Below are 22,739 nucleotides of genomic sequence, written 5' to 3'. Positions count from 1 at the left end.
TGCCCCCCGGCGGCGCGACAACGGGTCAGCACCCCGGAGGACTTCATGCTGGAAATCAGCCCCGAAAAGATCGCCCATATCATCATCCGCGCCCGCGAATATGACAGCGGCGTCAACGCCTGGGCGCATAGCGGGCACCGCACCGGCCACGGCACCCAGACCGAGCTTGCGGAATTCATCGCCAGCCTGAACGAGGACGAGCAGGCCAGCCTGGTCGCCGTCATGTGGATCGGTCGCGACACCTTTGGCCCCGAGGATCTGGCCGAGGCCATCGAGACCGCCAAGGCCGAGCGCAGATCGCCCACCGAGGATTACCTCATGGGCGAGCCGCAGCTGGCCGATTACCTTGAGGCGGGGATGGACGCGCTTGGCATCTCGCCCGAGGATGCCGAGGACGAGTTGCACCGCCCGGTCTGATCGCCCGGTCTGATCCGCCGCCCCCGGCCGTCAGGGCGCGGCCCCCCGCCGCGCCAGCCGGATCAGCGATCCCGGATCGCCGTCGATCAGCACCAGCAGCGCGCCGTCGGGGGCGATCTCGATGTCGCGGACGCGGCCGATGCCCTGCACAAGACGCTGCTCTCCGGCGACGCGGTCGCCGTCAAGTTTCAGCCGCACCACCGATCCGGCGCGCAACCCCCCGATCAACAGGTCGCCCTGCCATTCGGGAAACATCTCGCCCTGATAAAAGATCATACCGCTGGGGGCGATGACCGGGTCCCAGTAATAGACCGGCTGCTCCATACCATCTTTCGCGGTGATGCCGGCGCCGACCGGATTGTCGTCATATTGCACGCCATAGGTGATGACGGGCCAGCCGTAATTCAGCCCGGGCTGCGGCAGGTTCAGCTCATCCCCGCCCTTGGGGCCATGCTCGACCGTCCACAGCCGGCCTTGCGGGTCCAGCGCGGCGGCCTGGATGTTGCGATGGCCATAGGACCAGATTTCGGGCCGGGCCTGCGCCTCGGTAAAGGGATTGCCCGCCGATGCCGCGCCGGTCGCGGGGTCGATGCGCAAGACCTTGCCCAGATGATTGCCAAGTGCCTGCGCGCCATCGGGCTCTTCGGGCGGCAGGCTGCGTTCGCCGGCGGTGACGTAAAGCTGGCCGTCGCGGTCGAAAACCAGCCGTGAGCCGAAATGCATGGGCGTCGCATGTGGCGGCTCTTGCTGGAAGATCACCCGGACATCCGTCAGCGCCGAGGCGCCCTCGGACAGCTTGCCGGTCCCGACTGCGGTGGCATTCCCCCCCTGATCGCCACGCGGCTCGGCGAAGCTGAACCAGATCTGCCGCGTCTGGGCGAAATCGGGTGCCACCGCCACGTCCAAAAGCCCGCCCTGGCCATCGGAATCGACCGCCGGCAGGCCGGTGATCGGCGCCGAGAGCTGGCCGTCGCGATATAGCCGCAACGTCCCCTCGCGCTCGGTGATCAAAAGCCCGCCATCGGGCAGCCAGGTCATGCCCCAAGGGCTGCGCAGCCCCTCGGCCAGCGACGTGCGGCTGAGCCGCAACGCGCCGGGGATGATCGGGGCGCGGGTCTGGTTGGCGAAGGCCGGGCTTTGGCCCTTGGCCTCGGGCGGGTAGTCGTTGAAATCGGCACGCGCCGGGGAAAGCGGCACGAGAGCCAGCGCAAGGGCGCAGCTCAGGATGCGAAGCGGCTTGGACATCGTTACGGTCATTGAGAAGCTCCTGTCGTCCGGTATGTCCGGGCGTTCCCGGGCAGGTTCATGGGCCCGATCCAAGCGCCGCGCGATGCGCGGCAAACATCTGTTGGGCGCGGCCCCATGGCCCCTGATCGATACGGTCCAGATCCCGCAGCACCGGCAGCAACTGAGCGGCGAAATCCAGCGAGCTTTCGCGCGGCAGCAGCGAAGGCAGGTTGTCGATGGCCATGACGTCCAGCACCGGTGCCTCGGCCACGCGCAGGACCGGCTCTGCCCAGTCGGTCACCCGGTCATAGACCTTGATCGGGTTGAAATCGCTGGAGGGGTCGCAGGCTACGTCGCCGATCACCGTCAGCGCTCGGCCGGGCGCCACGGCCTCGGCGTGCAGAAAGACCGGGGTTTTGGGACCGGCCAGAATGCAGTTGATGAACAGCTCATGGATCAGGATTTCGGGGAAAGGTCCGCCGCTGGCGGTTTCGGCCATGTCCCATTTCGTGATCCTGACCCCCAGTCCCGTCAACAGGTCCGAGGCGCCGCTGCCCACCCGTCCCAGCGCGCCGATGATGATGGCATGGGGCCGCGCGGCGCCGGTCGCGTCCAGTTCCGCCCGCAGCGCGTCGTTCAGCGCCCGTTGCGTCGGCCAGGCCTGCACCGGCCCGCAGATCCCGCCGCGCCTTTGCGCCGCCCAGGCGCTTAGCGAAACCGCCGCCCCCGCATAGCCCGCCCAATACCCAAAGGCGGCCAGCCGCCGGCCAGCCTCGTCGGTCAGGTATTCCAGATCGTAAAGCGTGCCGCCGCCGTCGCGAAAGCGTTGCAGCAGCTTTTGTCCGGCCGGCTGGCCCTTATAGGCATGGCCGAACATGATGTGGCGATGGCGCAGGGCGCGCCCGTCCTCGGGCAGTTCCTTCAGCCCGAAGACGATCGCATCCGATGGGGCCTCGGGCCAGGTTCCTTCGGCTGCGATCTCGGCACCGGCATCGGCGAAGCCGGCAATGGGCAGAATACGATGCGGGCTGTCCTCGACGGTGATGCGAAAGCCTTGGGCGCGCAGATCTTGGACGCCATCGGGCGTGATGCCGACACGCCGTTCATTGGCGCGGCTTTCCGAGCGGACCCAAAGATGCGGCATGCCTGTCTCCTGCCGTGACTCGTGAAAGCCTAGGGGAAGGCGCCGGTTGCGGCAAGCGATGGACGCCGCGCACCCAGAAACGGCCCCTGGCCGCTGGTGTCGATCCGCGCGATGGCGTGAGCAATCGGCTCGATGATGACGGCCATGGCGAAGGCGGTGGCGTGGATCATCCTTTCGCCATCCAGTGCCAGCGCGACATGGCCGGGCCAGAACAGCAGATCGTTGCGGCGAATATCGCCTGAAACATGCGGAAAGGCCGCCTCCTGCATGTCGCTGTCGCCCGGGCAGGCAACCGCGCAAGCGGTCAGCGCGGCCTGTGCCAGGCCCGAGCAGTCGATCCCTGCGCGACTGTTGCCGCCCCACAGATAGGGCGTGCCGATCAGCGTTTCGGCGATGCTGGCCGGATCCTCTGCCGGCCGCTCCGAGATGTGTTGCAGCGGCACCCATCCGCCCTGTGCCAGCCGCGCGAACCCGTCCTTCATGTCGGTCACCGAAAGTCGGGCACCCAGCGAGAGCCCCATCAATTCGCGGCGTTTCATGTTCGGTTCGGGATAGATATGCGTGGCGGGCGCGCGAACCCGGTGGGTGATCACGGACGAGACCTGGCCCAGATCGCCGGCCGGCAGCCAGCCGCAATAGCCGTCCTGGGCGGCCTGCACGAAGCTCCAGCCGTCCTGCTCGTCCAGCATGGTCAGATCCGCGCCGAAATTCACCTGCCGGTCGCGCGGGCCGTCGGGCGCACGGCACAGATCGGACAGTGGCGCGGTCAGGCGCACCGGGCGTCCGGGCGTATAGGCGGGACGCTCGATCACGCCACGCAGCGACTCGAGGGCGATCCGGTCATTGGCCGGGGTCAGCCGGCGATCCAGCGCGACGGCGGTCATGTCAGAATCCCGGGCAGCGCGTTCAGAATCGCGCGCATCCCCTGTCCCGCCCCGCCTTTCGGACGGCCGGGCGCGGCGCTGGGTTGCCAGCCATAGATGTCGAAATGCGCGTAATGCCGGGCCCGGCCGGTAAAGCGGCGCAGGAACAGCGCGGCCGTAATCGCCCCGGCGAATCCGCCGCCGGGCGCATTGTCCAGATCGGCGATGGCGGGCTCGATCATGGACTCATAGGGTTCCCAGAAGGGCATGCGCCAGATCGGATCCGCATGATCCCGGCCCGAGGCCTGCAGCGCGGCCGCCACGCGGTCGTCGTCGCAGAAAAAGGGCGGCAGGTCCGGTCCCAGCGCAACCCGCGCCGCGCCGGTCAGCGTGGCCATCGAGATCAGAAGTTCGGGCGCCTCTTCATCGGCCAGGGCCAATGCATCGGCCAGAACCAGCCGCCCCTCGGCATCGGTATTGTTCACCTCGACCGTCAGGCCCTTGCGGCTGGTCAGGATATCGCCGGGCCGGAATGCGTTCGACGAGATGGCGTTTTCCACCGCCGGGATCAGCACCCGCAGGCGGATGTCGCGGGTCAGACCCAGCCGCGCCATCGTCTCGGCCAGACCAAGGACATTCGCGGCGCCACCCATGTCCTTTTTCATCAGCGCCATCGAGGCGGCCGGTTTGATGTCCAGCCCGCCAGTGTCGAAACATACGCCTTTTCCGACCAGCGTCACGCGCGGGCCGTCGCCGGGAAAGCGCAGATCCAGCAGGCGCGGCGCCTGAGCCCCGGCCCGCCCGACGGCATGGATCATCGGAAAGTTCTGCGCCAGCAGCTGGTCACCGGCCGTGACCGAGATTTCCGCGCTATATCGGTCGGCCAGATCGCGCGCCGCCTGTTCAAGCTCGGCCGGCCCCATATCCGAAGTCGGCGTGTTGATCAGGTCGCGTGCGAGGAATTCGCCCCCGGCCAGGGCCAGAAGCCGGGTCTGGTCCACATTGTCAGGACAGACCAGCCAAGCCGATGGCGGTTCGGCCTTCTTGTAGCGGGCAAAGCGGTACTGGGCGAAAAGCCAGCCCAATGCGCCCAATGCGGCATCGAAACCGTCGGGCTGGCAGGCAAGCCGCCAGTTCCCCGAGGGCAGGGTTTCGGCCGCTCGGGCCAGAAGATAACGCTCACGCGGGGGGCGGCCGGTCGCCGCAGCAACCGGCCCGATTCCGTAGAGCGCCCCGGAAATCGTGCCATCCGGCGCCGGCAGCAGGCAGACCTGGCCGGCATTGCCCTTGAACCCCTGCGCCATGGCCCATTGGCGGGTCGCTGCGCCGGTGTCTTGCGGGAATGCGGGACCGCTTTCGCCCGGCCTGACCAGCCACAAGGGAAGCGACGGGGCGGAGGGATCCGCAAATCGGGGGGACATCGGCATCCTCGTCATTTTCATGTCGGGCGCAGCCTAGCGCGCATGAGGGAAGCTGCAAGAGGAACCGGACCACGGCTCACTTGCTGCCCGGCGCATCCCATATCTCGGTCAGGGAACGATTGCCGATCCTGCGCAGGCGGGCGGATGTCGCCGCCAGACCGGACCGATCCTGCCGTTCGGCGCAGCTGCCGACATCGACGGCAACCCCGGCCAGCGTGACCAGCCCGACTTGCCAAGCCAGGCGGGCAAGCTGTTCGGCCTGGGTAACCACCTCGACAAGATCGGTTTTTTCGGCGGCGGCCAGGGTCCGCGTCAGCGCCAGCGCCAGCTGCTCAAGCGCCGCGCCGATGACTTGCGCAGCCGTCGCCTCGCCCAGTTCGCGGATGATTTGCTCAAGTCTTTGCAAGTCGATATGCACGGCTTCGTCGACGGTGAGGACCGCAATCTTTGTCATGTGATTCCCTCAACCCGTGTTCCCGCATACCTCCGCGCAAACTGTCATCAATCTCTCAAGAAAAGGTTAGGCTGGCTGCGCTAAACCGCTCGAACTTTATCCAATCCGCGGTTATCAAGCGGACGAACAGTCGATGAGGACGCGATGATCGATGCCACGCCGCTGCCGCAATATCTGGTCCAGCGCTATCATGGATGGCGCGCAACTGCCTTTGTCGAGAACCGTGCCTGGTATCGCCGACTGGCCGAGGACGGTCAGCGTCCCCGTGCGATGGTGATCGCCTGTTGCGATTCGCGCGTTCATGTCACCTCGATCTTCGGGGCTGATTCGGGAGAGTTCTTCATTCACCGCAATATCGCCAACCTCGTGCCCGCCTATGCGCCGGATGGCGAGCAGCACGGCACCTCGGCCGCCGTCGAATATGCGGTGAAGACGCTCAAGGTCGCCCATCTCGTGGTCGTGGGGCATACCAATTGCGGCGGGGTTCAGGGGTGCCATGCGATGTGTTCTGGCCATGCGCCAGAGCTTGAGGAGAAGACCAGCTTCGTCGGCCGCTGGATGGATATCCTGCGTCCTGGCTACGAGCGGGTCGTGACCTTGCCGCCCGAAGAACAGATCAAGGCGCTGGAGAGGCAGGCGGTTGTGATCTCGCTTGAAAACCTGATGACCTTCCCATTCGTGAAGGCGGCGGTCGAGTCAGGTGAATTGTCGCTGCATGGGGTCCTGCACGACATCGCGCAAGGCACGCTTGATCAGTATGATGGCAGGTCTCAGGCGTTCAGTCTGGTGACCTGATCGCGGCCCATATCGGGCCCGCAGGCGGAGAATTCCGAAACACCCCGCGATGCGGCCCGTCTTTGCCGAGCTCGGACCGCATCGTCGCTCATTTGCTGCCGGGTTGCCCGCAGCCGTTGATACCAGGTGTTTGCGAGCAGCCTGAATACGGGATCGGATGCATGGCTCGGGGCCGTTTCGGCAGGCGCAAGGATGGGCGGCGCGCTGCCACCCGCCACGACCGAGGCCCGAAGGTCTTTCTCTTCGCAACCGCCCTGGCCGCTACCGCCATCTTTTTTGCGATGAGTCCCGAGCCTAAGGCGCTCTGGCGAGCGCGCCTTCCCGCACCCTTTCCGTGCCCATATTTCAACCTCATGCATCTGAACCCGCCAAGCCGCGACGAGGTGATCATCCGTTCGGCCGAGTTCAGGCAGGTGCGTTCAAGGCATCCGCAGCCTGCGGGTTGTCTATGCCTTGATCTGGATAGCATGATTGGGGCTGATCGCGGCCCGCCGCGTCAAAAACGTGCCGAGTGGCGGTGAGAACCGATCCAAAGCGAGGCAGCGATGAAAGTAGAAGCAGCATGAGTGATCCGAACGCTTCGCAACTCCCTGGCTACAAAAGATTTTCACTGGCCAGCTGCGAGGATGCAATGGCGCGGCATTTCCCGTATTGTCCCGAGGATCACAAGGCGCAGGTCCTGCAACGGCTGATCGCGCGCGACTGGACCAAGAAGACCAGGATTGTCGCAGCTCTGTCGATTGTCGTGCATAATTATATCCGCCATAACCTGACCGATTATGAAGGCCTGATCAGAAAGGGCGGGTTGACGCGCAAGTAGGCACGCCTGATCGCGCAGCCGGAACTGGACGAGTGGTACGAATATTGGCACAGCGGCCATGATCCATTGAAGCCTGAACCCTCCGTGACCCCGGGATAGCCGAGCCGCGCATTGGGCCGAGCCATTCCCTTCGCGCCCTTCTTCGATACGCGATATGGGGGCCAGATGCGGCAGATCTTTCAATTCCGCTTCCGGCTTGGGTTCATTGCTGTGAGCGGCTGGCTTCCAGGGCGCAATCCGTCCAGTCATCGTGATCGGTGGCGACACGCTGGGCGCGTTGAGTGCATCGGCGAGGCGGCGCCCGGCCTGCCCCTGACAGGGTCGGGGCGCGGGTCTGTCAGCCGATCTGACGCACGATCCGGGGCGGCTGCGACAGATAATCAACCAGCTGGAACTGCTGCAGCTGAGCGAGAAACAGGAAATATTCCATCGCCGGCGTGATCTTGATGCTCTTGAGATCCCGCGCGCCACCCATAGCCAGCGCCGGGAAAAAGCCGAAGGCCTGCATCGGCTCGGGCGTGCCCAGCTTTTTCGCGGCGCGCGCGAACAGCGGCTTGTCGTTCTCGTCATAGACGTTCAGGGCCTGCAGCGCCTCGCCATAAAGCGACAGGGCAAGGGCCATCGCCACGTCGGGATTGCCCTTCTTTGCCGGGGTCGTCAGCCAGGGGCATGACAGCCTGCCATTGAGCAGGTCGACATTCACGATGCCATGGCGTTCGCTCCACAAGATCAGCTTGCCGAAGGCGGAATGGGCAAAGATATGGCAGTCCTTGTGCGACAGGTCCTTGTCGGCATGAACGATCTGCGAAACCAACCCTTTGAAATCATGCGGATTGCACAGGCTGAATAGGCCATTGGCCCAGCTGCCGAAACCCTTGTCCTTCCAGATCGCCAGCAGGAATTCCGGCAGTTTGCCCTGAAATTCGGCGATCAGCTCCGGCGGGGCGGGGCGCTGCGCCCGATAGGCTCCGTTATCCTCGAACAGGTCGGCTATTTCGGCTTGAATGTCCATCATGTCCTCGTTTCGGCCTGTATCCGGCATATCGGTTTTCGGGGGGGACTGCCAAGTCCTGCGGACCGCCGGGCGCCCGTCACCGCCAATGCCGGCGTGACGGGCGGCGGTCAGCATCTCTTGAGCTTGACATGGGCCTTGTCGTATCCCTTGCCTTTCTGATGCGCCAGGGCGTCGTCCAGCGAACCGACCCGGTCGCGCCATTGCCGACCGATCGAGCGGTTCACGCTGCTGTCCTGCAGGCCGCTGATGGCCGATGGATCGCCGCCGGCAACAATGTCGAGCACATGCGTGGCATCAAGCTTCGAGGCCTCGTTCTGGGCAAGCTCGACCGCCTTGCGGCGTGAATGCTGGCCGCCCTCCATGATTTCGGCGGCTCTTGCATTGATCCATTCGGTCCGGGCCGTCCGCTGCGCATCGGCATCGCGCAGCGCTTTCGTGCCCTGATTCTTGACCATGTCACGCCGCCGGATCAATTCGGACAGATCGCTGTTGTTGATCGCGGCTTCCTGTTCGCGAAGCTGGTCGTCAAACTGTTTGTCCGACACCCCGAACGGCTTCTTGAAGCAGGGCAGGTCCGCGGCCGGTTCGATCCGGCGTCCGGCGCGGCGCGTGATCCGGGTCAGGACATCCGTCGCGCTTTCGACCGCCTCTTCGATCTTGCGCTTCAGCGCCTTGATCAGATCGAGCATCTTCTGCGTCAGCTGCGTGAGGAACTCGAAGATCTTCAGCGCCGCCTTGCCGGCCTTGCCGGCGGCCTTCAGCTTGGTCACCACGGATGTGGTGAATTTCGTCAGACGCGCGGCCAGAAGACCGCCGGCGGTCCCGGCGGTAAAATAGGTCAGCACGGCGAATATGGCCGCCAGAATGATCTCGGGGATCAGATAGCCGCCGACGGTGCCGACGATATCGGCCCAGAAATTGGGGGTCAGCGTCATCACGATGCCGACGACCGTGCCGCCCAGCACATCGAGGACGCGGGTGTTGCGCATCATCTCGATCATCGCGCCGACCCATTCGGCGCTTTCATCGACCAGCTGCCGGAAGGTTTCGGCGATCTCCTCCAGTCCGGGGAGCTTGGCGAGGGCATTCTTCAGGGCCTCGATACAGGCCTCGAAGCTGTTGACCGCGCCCTGGCTGAGCGCCTCCAGCAGCTCGGTGATCCGCGCGCGGTTTTCCCAAAGGGCCTTGGTGGTCGAGCTCAGGCTGTCCCAGGCATCCTCGGCCACCTCGGGCAGTTTCGAAAGCCAATCCCAGACGGCGGCCCAGAATTCGCCTTCGCCGTCCCACCACTGGGAAATGCCGTTCCGCGCGCTTTCGAAGAAGGTCTTGACCACCCCCATCCAGCCCTGGTCGTTCCATTCATTGATCCAGGGTTGCAGCGCGGTTTCCATCGAGGTGGCAAAGGCGCGCAGATCCTCGATGATCTGCGCTTCCAGCGCCTTGATCTGCTGATCGGCCGATGGATCGCCCACCAATGCGATGCTGGCCGGACCGCGGGTCGCGGCGTTGAAGGTGAAGGTGCCAAGCTGGGGACGGACGCCGCTGATCGCCTGGCCGTCCTGCATGCCGAAACTGGGCAGCCCGAGCGTGCGCGCGCCGCCGTCCAGAACGACCTTGCCGTTCATGTCGGTGATGCGCAGCGGGCTCATGGTGACGGGTGTCCGCCAGCGGTCGTCGTAATTCGCGCAGACCATGACCGGTCCCATGCAGGGCGCGACGACACCCGTCGCGGGCGTCGCCTCGGCATAGGCGCTGCGTTCCGAGCGCTGCGAGATGGCTGAGGGATTTGGCGGCTGGCGTGGTGACATGCTAGGCCCTTATCTCGAAGCTGTCGAAACGGTCCCGGAACGCCTTGAAGCGCTGCAATTCGGGGCCGGTTTCCTGGCAGATTTCATGCAGGCGGCCGGTCGGATCGGCCATTTCGAATTCCGGCCCGTAAAAGACGGTCCAGGCGGCGAAGAAATGCAGATGGGCATGTTCGCGAAAGCCATAACCGCCGAAGCGGTTGACGGCATATTCGACCGCCGCGTCGATTGCCTTGCGGGGGCGACCGCTCAGCTCGGCCGGAAAATCCTGCTGGATGCGGTCGGCGATACGCTGGCGGCGCTTGATCTCGCGCGCGCGGGCGATCGGGTCGAAATCCGACAGCCGCAACTGAAGCGGCTCGACCGGCGTATCGGCCAGCTCTGCCGCCTCGGCGGCATAAAGCTGGTCCTGGTCCCCGGCGCGGATCAGATAGCGAATGGCGGTGCCGTCATCGGTTCTGGCCAGGCGGCGCAACCGCGGCGCGTCATCCTTGATCACTTCAAGAAAGGGGTGCAGCACGCGCGGATCCCAGAACCGGAAGATGCGCCGCCCGCCATCATCCCTGACGCGCAGTTTGACAAAGCGGCGCAGATGGCTGCGCAGCTGGGCAAAGGATGCGTCGCTTTGGACCAGAAGGCTGGTGCCGACCGGCCAGTGCTGCGCGAAGAAGCGGCGATGAAAGCCCAGATTGGTCGGGCGGTCGGGGTCGCGGATCGACATGTCGACGATCCATGGCGCGCTTTCCAGATGCGTCAGGGCGGCCTCGCCATTGAACAGGCATTCAGAGGGCAGCGCGATCCCGTCAAGATCGAAGATGCCGCTGACCTCGCGCCGCAGGGTGGCATCGACCAGCATATAGACGCCCGAAGGTGCCTGCGGCCCGTAAAGCGCGGCAAGAAGGCCCGCCGGCAGGTCGGGCAGCGCCTCGCGCAGCGCGGGCGGGACGGCCGGTCGCGGACCGTCATTCCGAACCGGACTGCGCGTCAGCAGCATGGCCGACACCCGGACGCCCGACCGGTCAAGGACCGGAAAGCGGCAGATCCACCATTGTCGCGGCGTCCGTCAGTCATGCGGCAGGCTGGGGCCGATACATGTCGCGGGATGAGGAAAGGCGCTTGGTCGGACGGAACATGCGGCCTGACGAAAGGGGGGCGTGCAACTTACTGGCCTCCGGGAACGAATCAATCATGAACGCCGCCATCATGGCGGGGAATGCGCCAAGAGCCAAGGTCACGGGAAAGCCGCTGAAATGCCGGGATTGGCGTTCGTCAGCCGCCGGTCAGTACATCACCGTATAAAGCGTGATCTGGGCGGGCGCGCCGGCGGTGAAATCGGCGCTGCCGCGGGCAAGCAGCCAGCCGTCATCGGCACGCTCCAGACGGGCGACGATCTGCATTGTCGGGTTCGCGACGGCGGTTTCGGGCAGGGGCAGGGAAAAATCGATCGTCCTGGAGCCGCCATCGCTTTTGACGCGCGCCTCGGCGGTGCGGTTCTGCGTGCCGTTCTGCGCCGCGCTGTCCTCAAGATAGATGGCGATCTGGCCTTTCGGTATCTCGGCGCCGCCTTCGAATTCCACCGTGCCGCGAATATCTGTCGATTGCGCGGCGGCTGGCCCGGTCATCATGGCGGCCGCCGCAACTCCGGCGGCCAGAAGTACCTTGCGGCGATCGGTCAGGTGCTGCATCGCAGGCTTTCCTTTTTAGTTGCGTGGTCCGGCGCCATGCCGAGGCGTCGGAACGGCCGGTCGGCGGACAGAGGGGGCGCAACGATGCGCCCCCTCCGGGTTTCGTGTCAGATGATGACGAAATCATCGGAGGTGAGGCTCAGCCCGATGCTCACGCGGGCGAACTGGACCGCCGCCCCCGATCCCGAGCCATCGGCGTCGTAATACAGCATCCCGCTGTCGCTATCGTAGATGATGCGGTCATCTGCATCCTGCGCGGTACCGCTGGTGCCGGCCTGGAATGCGCCGAAGCTGAGGACCCCCTCGGCGCCGAGATCCGCAAAGACCAGGCTGTCCAGCAGGATCGTGTCGTCGGCGGTGCTGAATTCCAGGATCCGGTCGACATTGCCGTCTCCAAGTGCGGTCGAGAAGCGGAAGGAATCCGCGCCCGCGCCACCGATCAGGATATCGGCCGCCAGCCCGCCATCCAGCAGGTCGTTGCCATTGCCGCCGCTGAGCCGGTCGGACCCGGCCTCGCCCGGCTCTGGCGTCGCAGGCGGGAAATCGACCGATACGTTCAGTTCGTATGTCGAGCCCGCAGGCACCGTTTCCGCCCAGCCCGAGCCGGGAGCGTAGGGCGACCAGCTGCCTTCCACGATGTAATAGGTGCCAGTTTCCGGCACGACAAAGACGGTGCTGGAATCCCGGTTCGAGTTCGAGCCAGGATCGCCGCCGCCATCATCGTTCTCGGCGACGATATTGCCGTCGGCGTCCAGCAGCCTGACCCAGCTGTCATGGACATCTGGATCAGCAATGCCATCGATGTCGATGGTGATGATGGCACCGGCGGCCAGCTCGACCCGGTAGTATCCGCCCTGGCCGTTTCCGGTGGCGTTGACGGTCGTGTGCAGGACGGTCGTCGAATCGAATATGTCGGGGTCGGAAGCCAGCGAGAAGTTGTTCGAAATGTCGAAGGCGGTCGCGATCGAGTTGTTCGTCGCATCCGGCCCCAGCGTGGCGTAGCCGGTGCCCAGCCCCGGACGCGGCGGCAGGTCGCCCCGATCACCGAAATCGCCCATCAGGGTGTCATTGCCGCGACCGCCATTGATGGTATCGTTGCCGCCCTGACCGGTCAGCACATTGGCGCCGACACTGCCGCGCACCAGATCGTTGAAGCCCGAACCGGCAAGATTCTCGATCGAGACATAGGTGTCGCCAACATTCCCGCCGCCGTTGAGCGCGATCGAGACGCCGCTGGTCGCGTCGGAGTAATCCGCCGTATCGGCACCGGCACCGCCTTGCAGGATGTCGGCTCCGCCGCCCCCTGTCAGCGTGTCATTGCCCGCGCCGCCCGAAAGATCGTTCACCTGCGCGTCACCGATGAGATTGTCGTTGAAACTTGATCCGACGACATTCTCGAAGCCGGCAAGCATGTCGTGCCGGATGGTCGTGCCGCGCCCGACGATCTGCACCGGTCCGTCCGCATCGCCGCCACTGGCGGTGTTGTTGACAAGATCGACCGTGACACCGGCGGAACTGCCCGTATAGACGACCGTGTCGATCCCCGCGCCGCCGTTCAGATAGTCCTGACCAGCACCGCCGATGATCGTGTCATTGCCGCATTCGCCGTAAATGATGTCGCCATCATTGCCGCCATCAAGAAGGTCATCGCCATCGCGGCCGTTGAAATAGTCGCCGCCGCCCTGACCGATGAAGTGGTTGGCGGAGGCGTTGCCGACGAACCTGTCGATGCGGTCATTCGAGCCGATCAGGTTCTCGATGTCATAGAAGGTATCGCCCGAGGCTGTGCCGCCACTGGCGACATTCGTCTCGAGATTGACGAGCAGCTGGAACGGGCTTTCCATGCTGAAATCGACCGTGTCGATCCCGGCGCCGCCCCGGAACACATCGACGCCGTCCTGGCCCCGCAGAACATCGTCGCCCTCGCCGCCATCCAGCGTGTCGTCGCCGGCACCGCCCATGATGGTGTCGTTGCCGCCGCCGCCGTAAAGCGAGTCATTGCCGTCATCGCTTTCGGTCTGGTCCTCAAGTTCCGCGACGGGGATCGTGTTGTTGATGTCGCGGCTGGCCAGTGAATCGCGCCCGCCGATGATGAGATCGTCGCCATCCAGACCAAAGATGGTGTCGCCGTCGGCGCCGCCGTCCAGTGTGTCATTACCGGCGGTGCCCAGGATGATGCTGGCCAGCGTGCCGCCGGACGTGGTCGAGGTCTCGTCGTCCTCGTCATCATCCTCGGGTTCGACGGACGATCCGCCGACATAGACGATGTTCTCGACATTGGCGATCTCGCCGAGGTCGAGGACGCTGGTCAGCACATAGATGGTATCGTTCCCGCCATCAGCGTTCTCGCGGACGATGTCATCGGCGGAATCGACGAAATAGGTATCGTCACCACCATTGCCGGCCATGCTGTCATTGCCGGCGCCGCCATCCAGAATGTTGTTGCCGTCATTGCCGATCAGCACGTCGGCATGGCTGCTGCCGATGCCGTTCTCGATGTAATATTCGGTCTGGTCGGCATTGTGCCCGGCAAAGATCGACACATTGTTGCTATGGCCGTTGACGCTGGAGAACTGCCCGGCGCGCAGGTCCAGGATCGTGCCCGCCGTCGAGCCGGAAAAGTCGATCGTATCGATGCCGCCGGTATCATGGATCACGAAGCCGATATCGTGCTGCATCCCCGAGGAGGTCAGCTGATAGCCGTATTGGCTGCTGTTGAAGCCATAGGTGTTGTCGCCGGTATTCAGGTTGATCGTCTGGTAGGTCCGGTTGCCCTCGGCATCGACGGTCGAGAAAAAGCGCCGGATCACCGCCTCGATATCCGCCATCAGCGGCGTCGAGGCCGACCAGCGCGTATCCTCGCCGACATCGATGCCGTCGAAATAGGACATGACGCTATATTGCTGGCGATCATAGATCCAGGTCGCATTGTTCAGATAGTTGATCTGCACGCCGCCGGGGCCGCTGTAATTGTAAAGCCCCGGATGGTTCAGGCCGAATTCATGGCCGAATTCGTGAATGAACGAATCGAAGACATAGCCGCCGATATCGGTCTTGTTCGGTTCGGTATCGTGGAAGCGCTGGCCGACGCTGACATAGCGGTTGCTTGAAAAGGCGCTGCCATCGTTTGCCTCGCCCAGTTCGGGGCTGACGATCTGCATCCATTGCGTCGTGCGGTCGAAGGGCCTGTCGTCGACGATCTGGAATTCAAGCGGGGTGACCGAGGACCACATCGTCAGCGCGCCAATCGCGGCTGCCTTGTATTCGGGATGATTGTTCAGTTCCTGCACATTGATCAGCAGCGGGTTCGCCGCAATCGCGGGCGTCAGGCTGCGAGGCAGCGCTCCGACATAATTGAGAAAAGCCTCGTAATCCTCGCTTTTTCCATATGGGTTATCCGGGGTTTGGTCGTTGATCCACCATTGGTCGTCGGATTGAACTGCGGGCGGCATTCTGGAGACTCCCTGTGTAACAATCATGAGTGGTAAGATTTGCACGGCTTTTGGCGCTGCCAACTGCCTGTTGGCGCAGCATGAGTTGCTTAAAATTTCGCAACTAACATCGATAATGCTGGCGGAATGCAGACGAGTCTATGATTTTTCCCGGGCCGGATTTTGTAAATTTATCATTTATATTTAATGTGATGGAAAATCATGATCGCCGCATCGGCGGAATTTGGCCTATCGACGGGGATCCCGGGCGGGCGGGCATCCCTGTCCCTTGTTGCGAGAAACCCGGCCGGGCCAAGGGCGCCGCGCACCGGGCTTGCGGGGGGTGCATCTCAACTCACGGGTGCTATGCGGCGAAGGGGGTGGGGCGCGCCCCCGCATCCGGGATACTGCCGGAATCCGGCAACCGGATGAGCCGCCCGCGACCGGCCCCAGCGGATCCGGCGGATCGTTTTGCGGCGAAAGCCCGTCCGGGCGCTTGTCGGGGTTCGAGAACGTGCCGGTGAAGCGCCGCCCGTCAGTTGTCAGCCGTCAGCATGCCGTCCATGCCGTCCATGCCGGCGGCCAAGCCCGCTTATCCGGCGATGCGCCGGCGCAGCCAGGCGCGATACTGGCCATTGCGCCGCCAGGCCCGGAGCAGATCCGAGATGAGGACCCCCGGCGCCCAGGCATCGGGTTTGGGCATCTTGCCCGCGCCCAGCCGGCGCATTTGCAGCTTGGTCAGACCCATGGTCGTAATCCCGGCCCAAAGCCGTCCTTTCCAGCGCAGGACCGGCACCTCGGCGACGCTTTCGCCCTTGCGCCACAGCAACGGCAGGTCCGGCACATAGGCAAGCGCCCGCGCGATGCCGACCATGGCGACGCCGGGGCGGCCATTCTCGGGGGCAAGGGCGTCCTCGGCCGTGGCGCGGCGGCGGATGCCACCGGTGACCATGACCGGCATCTCTGCTTCGGCCACGATGTCGCGGGCGAATTCGACGAAATAGGCTTCGCGGGCGCGGCTGCTGGCACGTTCGGGGCGGCCCTGCATCGCCGGGCTTTCATAGCTGCCGCCCGAGATCTCGACTAGATCGACCGCCTCGTGGTTCAGCAGGCGGACCACCGCCACGGCATCCTCGGCCTCGAACCCGCCCTTCTGGAAATCGGCCGAGTTCAGCTTGACGCCAAGGCCGAAGCCGGGGGCGACGCGGGCGCGGATGGCGCGGACGATCTCGATCAGCAGACGGGCGCGGTTTCCCAGCGCGCCGCCCCATTGATCGTCGCGCAGGTTGGTGCGCGGCGACAGGAACTGGCTCAGCAGATAGCCATGCGCGGCGTGGATCTCGACCCCGTCGAAACCGGCATGTTCGGCCAGCGCGGCGGTCTCGGCGAACTGGCCGATGACGCGTGCGATATCGGCCTCGGTCATGGCGCGGGGCTGGGTGAAAAACCTGGAATAGCCGTCGAGCTCGACCGGCACCGCCGAGGGCGCGATGGCGACGGGGTTGGTCGCGGCATAAACCTGGCGGCCGGGATGATTGATCTGCATCCAGATCCGGGCGCCATGGGCGCGCCCGGCCTCGGCCCAGCGTCGGAAGGGTTCAAGCGGCTGCCCGGCATCCAGCACCACACCGCCCGGACCCGTCACCGCATCGGCGGCCACCATGACATTGCCGGTCAGCAACAGCCCGGAGCCGCCCGCGCCCCAGCGGCGGTAAAGCGCCAGCAGCGCGTCATCAGGCAGATGGGCGGAATCGGCCATGTTCTCTTCCATCGCGGCCTTGGCGATGCGGTTTGCGATGACCTGTCCGCCGGGCAGGTGCAGCGGTTCGAACAGGCGCGAGTCGGTGGAATGATCAAACATTGTTGCGATCCTTGCTATGGGTTCGCCATGGATATAGGGTTTGAACCTAGGTTTAAGGTCAAGGGCTCTGGCGATGAAAATCGGCGAAATTGCCAAAGCGGCTGGCGTCAGCACCTCGCGCATCCGCTTTTATGAGCGCGAGGGGATCATCCCGCCGGGTGAACGCCTGGCCAATGGCTATCGCGACTATCCGGCCAGGCTGGTCGGCCTGCTGAGATTCATCGAGCAGGCGCAGGGCCTTGGCTTCACGCTGCGCGAGATCGCCAGGGTCGAGCCCCAGGAGGGCGCGCATGTCATCTCATGCGAGGATGCGTTGACATTGCTGGCGGCAAAGCACGCGGCCGTCACCGCGCTGATCGCCGATGCCGAGGATCGCCGGCGCCGGATCGCGGCGCTGATGGCGGAACTGAAGGCCGGCAAGGCGGAGGCGCAGCCCGAGCTGTCGTCGGCCCTGATGGCCTGATGCCGTCCATGCCCGCGATCCGTGTGGCGGCGCGTGGCCGCTGCACTGCAAGGTGGCATATCCGCTGAAAGCTGATAAATCTGCAAACTGATCATATGTCGTTCAAAGTGGAATTCATGTCAGACGACCGTTTCCTCGCCGTCACCAAGGACATCAAGGTGGTCATCTGGGATCTGGATGAAACCTTCTGGAAGGGAACCCTGTCCGAGGGCGGAATCACCCCCGTGCAAGCCCATATCGATCTGGTCAGGGATCTGGTCGATCGCGGGATCATGTGCTCGATCTGCTCGAAGAACGATCTTGAACCCGCCAGGGCCAAGCTGGAAGAGCTGGGGATCTGGGACCGGTTCGTCTTTCCCCATATCGACTGGACGCCCAAGGGGCAGGCGGTCAAATCGATCCTCGAGCGCATGCAGTTGCGCGACGAGAACGCGCTGTTTCTGGACGACAACCACCTGAACCTTGAAGAGGTGAAGTTCTTCTGCCCCGGCATTGCCTGCATCGACGCCAGCGGCGCCACCGATGGCAGCCGCCCCGACCTGTCCGGGCTGGCCGCGCTGCCGCAGCTTGCCGGCAAGGACGACCGCGATCATTCGCGGCTGGCGCAGTATCGCGTGCTCGAAGCCAAGGAGAACGATCAGAAGGACGGCAATCTCAACAACGAGGATTTCCTGCGCCAGTCCGGGATCGAGCTGAAGATCATCACCGATTTCGACGACAAGATGGATCGGGTGCTGGAGCTGATCAACCGCACCAACCAGCTGAACTTCACCAAGGTCCGGGTCACGACCGAGGCGCAGAAGGCTGAACTGGCGGAATTGCTGCGCATCCCCGGCGTCCATGCCGGGCTGGTCCAGGTCAAGGATCGCTATGGCGATTACGGGCTGGTCGGCTTTTTCTGCATCCGGCGCCGCTTCAACGGCACGACGGTGCATCACTTCGCCTTTTCCTGCCGCACGCTCAACATGGGCGTCGAGCAATGGGTCTGGAACTATCTCGAACGCCCGCAATTCCAGATCGCGACGCCGGTGGCAAGCCCGCTGGACACGCCCGCGACCGTGGACTGGATCCGCCATGTCGAGGAATTCGGCGCGACCGCCAGCGCCACCGATGACCGGCATCTGTGTCTGGTCGGCGGCTGCGACCTGCAGCAGGTCTCGTTCTATTGCGGGACCAGGCGGGACGAGTTTGTCAACAAGCCCGACGATAACGGCATCATCATCCGCTATGACGATGCCGGGTTCTTCCTGAATCCGCGCGACAAGTCGATTGCGAACCACTGGGTCCTGCGCAATGTCGTCGGCCATACCCTGTCCGAGATGGAGGCACTGGATGCCAGCCTCGCCTCGGCGGATGTCATCATCCTGTCGATGCTCTTCGCCTTTCTGACCCCGAACCTGTTCACCTATGAGGCGCAGGGCGAGGTCGATCGCTACCTGACCACCTTGCCGCCCAAGCGGCTGACCGGGCTGGTGCGCAATCCGCAGATGGCGATCCGCATGCTGCGCACGCTGCATCACCTGCGTCTGGACGAGGCCAGCCATCTGGAACTGGTGCGCCGCTGCTTTGAAAAGGCGGCGGCGGCGATGCGGCCGGATGCGACCCTGTTCATTCTGGGAACCAGCGACAGTTTCGGCCCGCAGGCAGAGCGCTCGGGCCCGCAGCGCACGGCCTATAACCGGATGTGCCGCGCGTTCTGCGACAGCCATGACCGGGCCTATTTCATCGATGTCGATGCGATGATCCCGCGCGACGAATTCGTCGACAGCGACCACTATACCCGCAAGGGCTATTTCCGGATCGCGAATTTCATCAACGCGCATGTCATGCCGCTGGCCAAGGCAAGCTGAGCCCGCCCGCGCGGCCGGCCCGGATCATGGGCTCAGATCATGCCGACGAAGCGCTCGGGCAGGTGGTGCAGGGTACCGTCCACCGACCATGAGATGCGATACATGCCGTTCGAGCCGCCCCGGAACGAGGACCGGACCAGCTCGCGCTGCGGGCCGAAATCGAACGAGCGGCGCGGCGGCAGCACATTCATGCGCAGGAAGCTGTTCGAGATGATCAGATAGGTCGATTCCGACCACGCCCAGCTGCCGGCGCCGACGATCACCTCATTGCCGTCATCATCGTTGAAGCGCAGCTTCAGCCGGTCGCGATGCCGGTTGATGTGGAAGCTCTGGTCGAACCATTTCAGGTGAAAGGTGTATAGCCTGTCGTCCAGATGGATCTGGTCATGGGACGAGCCATGGCCATCCGGCCCCCAGATGATCGGAATGCCGGTGATGTTGGGCTTTGTATACCAGCCGTTGAAGCGCACATACCGGCGTTGCGCAAACATTTCGCGCCCATAGTCGTAATCGCTTTCCAGATCGGCGCGATGCACGATCTCCAGCCCCAGCGGGGTAATCACCTGCTGCTGGCGCGGAATCGATTCCATATAGCCGATCAGGTCCGAACCGTATTTCGGGTCCAGCAGGATGATCTCGTCCACGTCGTTCCAGATCACCCGGTCATAGGATGCGGTCAGTTCCGAACAGAACTTGCTGAGATGGGCAAACCGGTCCTGATCGAGGCGCGGGTTTCGCGGATCGCGATCGATCTCGATGACATTGCAGCCCCGCGCCATCTCATGGGCATAGGGCTGCGGGCCGTGGGTGATGACGTATAGATTCTCCGGGGCGGTGTATTTCAGATAGTGACGCAGCCAGACATCCAGAAAGAACTCGTCATTATAGACCATGGTGACAAAGGCGATGGACATGTCCGTTGTCCCGTCACCGCGGCAGGAACAGCGCCGAATGTGCCCCCAGGCGCACGAAATCGTAGGAAAGCGGTTCCATGAAGGCCTTCATCTCGACGACATCCCGGCCCGACAGGTTCACCATGACCACCGGACGCTGCTTCTTCAGCATGGTCTCAGCCCCTTTCAGGGCATAGACCTTGGTGCCGGGAATATCGAGATTGATCATCCCGATGTTCTTCAGCTTGAGGCGGTCGATGGATTTCGATTTCAGCTTGCCGCCGTCGCGGCGCAGATAGCTGGTCTCGGACAGCCGCTCGGTGCGGACGGCGGATATCGCCATGGCCGAGGTCTCGTCGTCGATGATCTCTTGCACCAGCGTCACCGGGCAGCCTTCGGGATTGGCGTCGATGGTGCGCTTCAGGGGCGCCTGCAGCATGTTCTGCGGCTCGATCATGTGGACATGGCTTGGGGACATGAACCGGCGGATGACCAGCGCCTGCAGGCCGGTGAATGAGCCGATATCCAGCAATGCCTTGCCCGCAAGCGTCGGGATCAGGTCGAAAAGCTGCGTGAACAGCACCGGATCGGGCACGCTGTGGCGGTTCACGATCCGGTATTGATAGGATTCGAAGCTCGCCCAGGGCAGCGCGATCTGGAACACCTCATCCAGGTGAAAGACCGGGCAGGTGCCGTCCACGGGGTTCGACATCAGGTTGATCTGCTGATCCAGGCGGTCGAGAACACGCTTGGCGCGATCAAACAGCGCCGCGTCGGCCGAGGGTTCGGATTCATTCTGATCGAGACTGTCCACGCTATCCATTTCCGAAACCTGAAATTCCGCCATTCATCTAATCCCGCCCAATGATCCGCAGGTGGATGCGGGTCTCTTTGCAGAGCTTCCTGCACATCTCAATCCCTTTTTTCCGGGGAAGAGCTGCCGCATCGGGCCGCCGCACTAGCCCCAGCTTCCCTGCCGGCGCGCCCGTTGCGCCAGCTGCCAGGGCAGATCGCCCGCCGGCTGAAGCGGCGGCAGGCCGGGATCGGTGTGATAGAGATCGGCCCATGCCTCGGGCTCGGGTGGGGGTTCGGGCGGGGGGGGGGCGGGCCGGAACTCCGGGGCCGGTTGCTCCGGCACCCGGCCCTGGGCGGCCAGCAGGCGCTGCTGATGCGGGCCAAGCGGCGCATTCTGCGGCGCGGGCTTTTCCCCGGCCGGACCTTGCGGCGCCGGGCCGGCGGCTGTTGGCCGGGGCGCTGCGGGACGGGGGGCGGAAGGCCGGGGTACTGCAGGACGGGGCGCTGCGGGGCGGGGCCGCGGCGCCATCACCCCCGCCTCGACCGCCTTGGCTTCGGCCGAGCGCGCGATCGGTTCGTTTCCAAGCTTGCGGACCGCCGCGGCAAAGCGCGGCAGCAGCTTGTGGCGCTTGCCTTCGACCAGCCGCGCCTGCACCGCATGCAGATACCATGGCAGGCTTCGACCGCCGCGATAGATGCGAAAGAATTCGGCTTCGGACATGTGTCCCTCGACCGTGCTGCGCACCACGCTGGACAAAAGCCCGGCCCGGCGCAGGAACAGCGCCGATTTATGCCCCGAATAGCGCGCCGGCAGCCGCACCACATTCGGCGCGGTGAAGCGTTCGACATGCTGCAGGTCGGGCGCGAAGCCGGGATCATAGACCAGAAAGACCCGCTCGGCATCGACGGATTCCGCGGCGCCATCGGCAAAGGCGCCGCTCCAATCCGCGCGCCGCCCCGAGGGAAAGCGGCTTTCCCAGGGCACGAGATCCTTTTTCAGCGTCGATTGCGGTGAAAACGCGATCACCGTGCAGCCCGGCGCCAGCGAGGCGAAGGCGCAGGCCGCATAGCCGCCCATCGAGGTGCCGGTCATCACCACCTTGCGGAACCTGCGGAAAAATCCCGATTGCGCCAGTTCCTGCATATAGCCCAGCAGGCCGTCATTGCGAAACCAGTCCGCATCGAAGGTCATGATGCCCAGTTGCGACCAGCCGTTCTTGGCCACGAAACCATAGCCCCAGGGCAGGCGGTCCAGCGTATCCTCGCGCGCCGAGGACAGGTTGTCGCAACTGACGACCAGAACCTCGCTTGTGCGGTCGGAAAAGACCACGCCATAGCCCTCGCCCGAGACATAGAAGCCGCGGCGGAATTCCGACCGGCGGAAATTCACCAGCCATTCGGGGGCTGCCTCGCGCGCGGGGGCGGGTTGCGGATCGTCCGCAAGAAGGTCTTCGGCTTCGGCGTCGTCGTCGGGCATGGTGCCTCCGCATGGAGCCCGGGCGCGGGGCCAGGGCCGTTCGTCTCGGCCCGGCAGGGGGGCGTTGCGACAGGCTAGGCACAGTCGGGCGGATTTGAAAGCGGCGATGATGACGGCAAGGCCCGATGGCGGCGGCAGGGTTGCGCATTTGCCCGATCCCGACCGCCGGTGCCCGTCCTTTGATCGGCGCGCATCGCCCCGGCCCGCCATGGCGCAAATTTTCTTGCAAATACGGGGCCAACCGGACAACAGTGGCGGGGATCGGACCGACGCCGTGGCCTGCGCGCGCAGGGTTTTCGGAAAAGCGGGCCGCGCCCTTGGCG

General features: G+C 64.4%; 19 protein-coding genes. 5 read left to right on the top strand and 14 right to left on the bottom strand.

The window, feature by feature from the left end:
- The first annotated feature begins 45 nt into the window (after positions 1-45).
- Positions 46-417: a DUF3775 domain-containing protein gene (locus DFP89_RS03690; protein WP_114348033.1), complete on the top strand. Its 372-nt coding sequence runs from the start codon at positions 46-48 to the stop codon at positions 415-417.
- Positions 418-447: 30 nt separating this feature from the next.
- Here the strand turns inward: DFP89_RS03690 and DFP89_RS03685 are convergent, their stop codons facing one another.
- The 5 genes from DFP89_RS03685 to DFP89_RS03665 form a co-directional block, all read right to left on the bottom strand.
- Positions 448-1,662: a PQQ-dependent sugar dehydrogenase gene (locus DFP89_RS03685; protein ID WP_114348032.1), complete on the bottom strand. Its 1,215-nt coding sequence runs from the start codon at positions 1,660-1,662 to the stop codon at positions 448-450.
- A 58-nt stretch (positions 1,663-1,720) separates the two neighbouring features.
- On the bottom strand, positions 1,721-2,788 hold the full coding sequence (locus DFP89_RS03680; RefSeq protein ID WP_114348031.1) for a saccharopine dehydrogenase: 1,068 nt from the start codon (positions 2,786-2,788) through the stop codon (positions 1,721-1,723).
- A gap of 29 nt (positions 2,789-2,817) precedes the next feature.
- The gene (locus DFP89_RS03675) at positions 2,818-3,672 is read right to left on the bottom strand and encodes a C40 family peptidase (protein WP_114348030.1); all 855 of its coding nucleotides are present in this window, start codon (positions 3,670-3,672) and stop codon (positions 2,818-2,820) included.
- A complete protein-coding gene (locus tag DFP89_RS03670; protein ID WP_114348089.1) occupies positions 3,669-5,072 on the bottom strand; it encodes a leucyl aminopeptidase family protein in 1,404 nt (467 codons plus the stop codon). The genes DFP89_RS03675 and DFP89_RS03670 overlap by 4 nt, the downstream gene beginning before the upstream one ends.
- A 76-nt stretch (positions 5,073-5,148) precedes the next feature.
- Entirely contained in the window at positions 5,149-5,526 is a 378-nt protein-coding gene (locus DFP89_RS03665; protein WP_114348029.1) for a hypothetical protein, read from the bottom strand.
- A gap of 144 nt (positions 5,527-5,670) precedes the next feature.
- Here DFP89_RS03665 and DFP89_RS03660 point away from each other — a divergent pair, with 144 nt between their 5' ends.
- Positions 5,671-6,321 carry a carbonic anhydrase gene (locus tag DFP89_RS03660; RefSeq protein WP_114348028.1) on the top strand — a complete coding sequence of 217 codons (651 nt, stop codon included), beginning with the start codon at positions 5,671-5,673 and terminating at the stop codon, positions 6,319-6,321.
- A gap of 631 nt (positions 6,322-6,952) precedes the next feature.
- A complete protein-coding gene (locus DFP89_RS03650) occupies positions 6,953-7,141 on the top strand; it encodes a DUF2293 domain-containing protein (RefSeq protein WP_114348027.1) in 189 nt (62 codons plus the stop codon).
- Between the two features lie 337 nt (positions 7,142-7,478).
- Here DFP89_RS03650 and DFP89_RS03645 read toward each other — a convergent pair whose 3' ends face one another.
- The 6 genes from DFP89_RS03645 to DFP89_RS03620 all read right to left on the bottom strand — a co-directional run bounded on the left by DFP89_RS03645 (position 7,479) and on the right by DFP89_RS03620 (position 16,938).
- Complete coding sequence (locus tag DFP89_RS03645; RefSeq protein WP_181870231.1) at positions 7,479-8,156, bottom strand: GAD-like domain-containing protein; 678 nt, start codon at positions 8,154-8,156, stop codon at positions 7,479-7,481.
- Between the two features lie 107 nt (positions 8,157-8,263).
- On the bottom strand, positions 8,264-9,964 hold the full coding sequence (locus DFP89_RS03640) for a polymorphic toxin type 15 domain-containing protein (RefSeq protein WP_114348025.1): 1,701 nt from the start codon (positions 9,962-9,964) through the stop codon (positions 8,264-8,266).
- 1 nt (position 9,965) lies between these two features.
- Complete coding sequence (locus tag DFP89_RS03635) at positions 9,966-10,955, bottom strand: DUF4123 domain-containing protein (protein WP_114348024.1); 990 nt, start codon at positions 10,953-10,955, stop codon at positions 9,966-9,968.
- A gap of 286 nt (positions 10,956-11,241) precedes the next feature.
- Positions 11,242-11,646, bottom strand: coding sequence for a hypothetical protein (locus tag DFP89_RS03630; protein WP_114348023.1), 405 nt, complete (start codon positions 11,644-11,646; stop codon positions 11,242-11,244).
- 107 nt (positions 11,647-11,753) lie between these two features.
- Entirely contained in the window at positions 11,754-15,098 is a 3,345-nt protein-coding gene (locus tag DFP89_RS20985) for a M10 family metallopeptidase C-terminal domain-containing protein (RefSeq protein WP_114348022.1), read from the bottom strand.
- 571 nt (positions 15,099-15,669) lie between these two features.
- Complete coding sequence (locus tag DFP89_RS03620; protein WP_114348021.1) at positions 15,670-16,938, bottom strand: NADH:flavin oxidoreductase/NADH oxidase family protein; 1,269 nt, start codon at positions 16,936-16,938, stop codon at positions 15,670-15,672.
- A 73-nt stretch (positions 16,939-17,011) separates the two neighbouring features.
- On the opposite strand from DFP89_RS03620, the gene DFP89_RS03615 reads away from it, so the two are divergent.
- Positions 17,012-17,401, top strand: a complete 390-nt coding sequence (locus DFP89_RS03615; RefSeq protein WP_114348020.1) for a MerR family transcriptional regulator — start codon at positions 17,012-17,014, stop codon at positions 17,399-17,401.
- Between the two features lie 116 nt (positions 17,402-17,517).
- Complete coding sequence (locus DFP89_RS03610) at positions 17,518-19,251, top strand: hypothetical protein (RefSeq protein WP_181870230.1); 1,734 nt, start codon at positions 17,518-17,520, stop codon at positions 19,249-19,251.
- Positions 19,252-19,283: 32 nt separating this feature from the next.
- On the opposite strand, the gene DFP89_RS03605 is transcribed toward DFP89_RS03610, so the two are convergent.
- From DFP89_RS03605 to DFP89_RS03595, 3 genes are all read right to left on the bottom strand, one after another.
- Positions 19,284-20,165 carry a glycosyltransferase family protein gene (locus DFP89_RS03605; protein ID WP_114348018.1) on the bottom strand — a complete coding sequence of 294 codons (882 nt, stop codon included), beginning with the start codon at positions 20,163-20,165 and terminating at the stop codon, positions 19,284-19,286.
- A 13-nt stretch (positions 20,166-20,178) separates the two neighbouring features.
- Positions 20,179-20,991 (bottom strand): FkbM family methyltransferase, encoded by an 813-nt coding sequence (locus tag DFP89_RS03600; protein WP_114348017.1) that lies wholly within the window; start codon positions 20,989-20,991, stop codon positions 20,179-20,181.
- Positions 20,992-21,102: 111 nt separating this feature from the next.
- A complete protein-coding gene (locus DFP89_RS03595) occupies positions 21,103-22,416 on the bottom strand; it encodes a hypothetical protein (RefSeq protein ID WP_114348016.1) in 1,314 nt (437 codons plus the stop codon).
- Positions 22,417-22,739: the final 323 nt, after the last annotated feature.

This window comes from Paracoccus lutimaris (assembly GCF_003337565.1).
Classification (GTDB): domain Bacteria; phylum Pseudomonadota; class Alphaproteobacteria; order Rhodobacterales; family Rhodobacteraceae; genus Paracoccus; species Paracoccus lutimaris.
The sequence above is the reverse complement of the archived record's forward strand: the minus strand, read 5'-3'. Positions and strand labels throughout refer to the sequence as shown.

Excerpts from the sequence above, each read along its gene's own strand:
- DFP89_RS03610 (WP_181870230.1), top strand. The coding sequence starts at position 17,518 with ATGTCAGACGACCGTTTCCTCGCCGTCACCAAGGACATCAAGGTGGTC.
- DFP89_RS03690 (WP_114348033.1), top strand. The coding sequence starts at position 46 with ATGCTGGAAATCAGCCCCGAAAAGATCGCCCATATCATCATCCGCGCC.
- DFP89_RS03630 (WP_114348023.1), bottom strand. The coding sequence starts at position 11,646 with ATGCAGCACCTGACCGATCGCCGCAAGGTACTTCTGGCCGCCGGAGTT.
- DFP89_RS20985 (WP_114348022.1), bottom strand. The coding sequence starts at position 15,098 with ATGCCGCCCGCAGTTCAATCCGACGACCAATGGTGGATCAACGACCAA.
- DFP89_RS03650 (WP_114348027.1), top strand. The coding sequence starts at position 6,953 with ATGGCGCGGCATTTCCCGTATTGTCCCGAGGATCACAAGGCGCAGGTC.
- DFP89_RS03640 (WP_114348025.1), bottom strand. The coding sequence starts at position 9,964 with ATGTCACCACGCCAGCCGCCAAATCCCTCAGCCATCTCGCAGCGCTCG.
- DFP89_RS03645 (WP_181870231.1), bottom strand. The coding sequence starts at position 8,156 with ATGATGGACATTCAAGCCGAAATAGCCGACCTGTTCGAGGATAACGGA.
- DFP89_RS03685 (WP_114348032.1), bottom strand. The coding sequence starts at position 1,662 with ATGTCCAAGCCGCTTCGCATCCTGAGCTGCGCCCTTGCGCTGGCTCTC.
- DFP89_RS03600 (WP_114348017.1), bottom strand. The coding sequence starts at position 20,991 with ATGGCGGAATTTCAGGTTTCGGAAATGGATAGCGTGGACAGTCTCGAT.
- DFP89_RS03665 (WP_114348029.1), bottom strand. The coding sequence starts at position 5,526 with ATGACAAAGATTGCGGTCCTCACCGTCGACGAAGCCGTGCATATCGAC.
- DFP89_RS03660 (WP_114348028.1), top strand. The coding sequence starts at position 5,671 with ATGATCGATGCCACGCCGCTGCCGCAATATCTGGTCCAGCGCTATCAT.
- DFP89_RS03680 (WP_114348031.1), bottom strand. The coding sequence starts at position 2,788 with ATGCCGCATCTTTGGGTCCGCTCGGAAAGCCGCGCCAATGAACGGCGT.
- DFP89_RS03595 (WP_114348016.1), bottom strand. The coding sequence starts at position 22,416 with ATGCCCGACGACGACGCCGAAGCCGAAGACCTTCTTGCGGACGATCCG.
- DFP89_RS03635 (WP_114348024.1), bottom strand. The coding sequence starts at position 10,955 with ATGCTGCTGACGCGCAGTCCGGTTCGGAATGACGGTCCGCGACCGGCC.
- DFP89_RS03620 (WP_114348021.1), bottom strand. The coding sequence starts at position 16,938 with ATGTTTGATCATTCCACCGACTCGCGCCTGTTCGAACCGCTGCACCTG.
- DFP89_RS03670 (WP_114348089.1), bottom strand. The coding sequence starts at position 5,072 with ATGTCCCCCCGATTTGCGGATCCCTCCGCCCCGTCGCTTCCCTTGTGG.
- DFP89_RS03675 (WP_114348030.1), bottom strand. The coding sequence starts at position 3,672 with ATGACCGCCGTCGCGCTGGATCGCCGGCTGACCCCGGCCAATGACCGG.
- DFP89_RS03605 (WP_114348018.1), bottom strand. The coding sequence starts at position 20,165 with ATGTCCATCGCCTTTGTCACCATGGTCTATAATGACGAGTTCTTTCTG.
- DFP89_RS03615 (WP_114348020.1), top strand. The coding sequence starts at position 17,012 with ATGAAAATCGGCGAAATTGCCAAAGCGGCTGGCGTCAGCACCTCGCGC.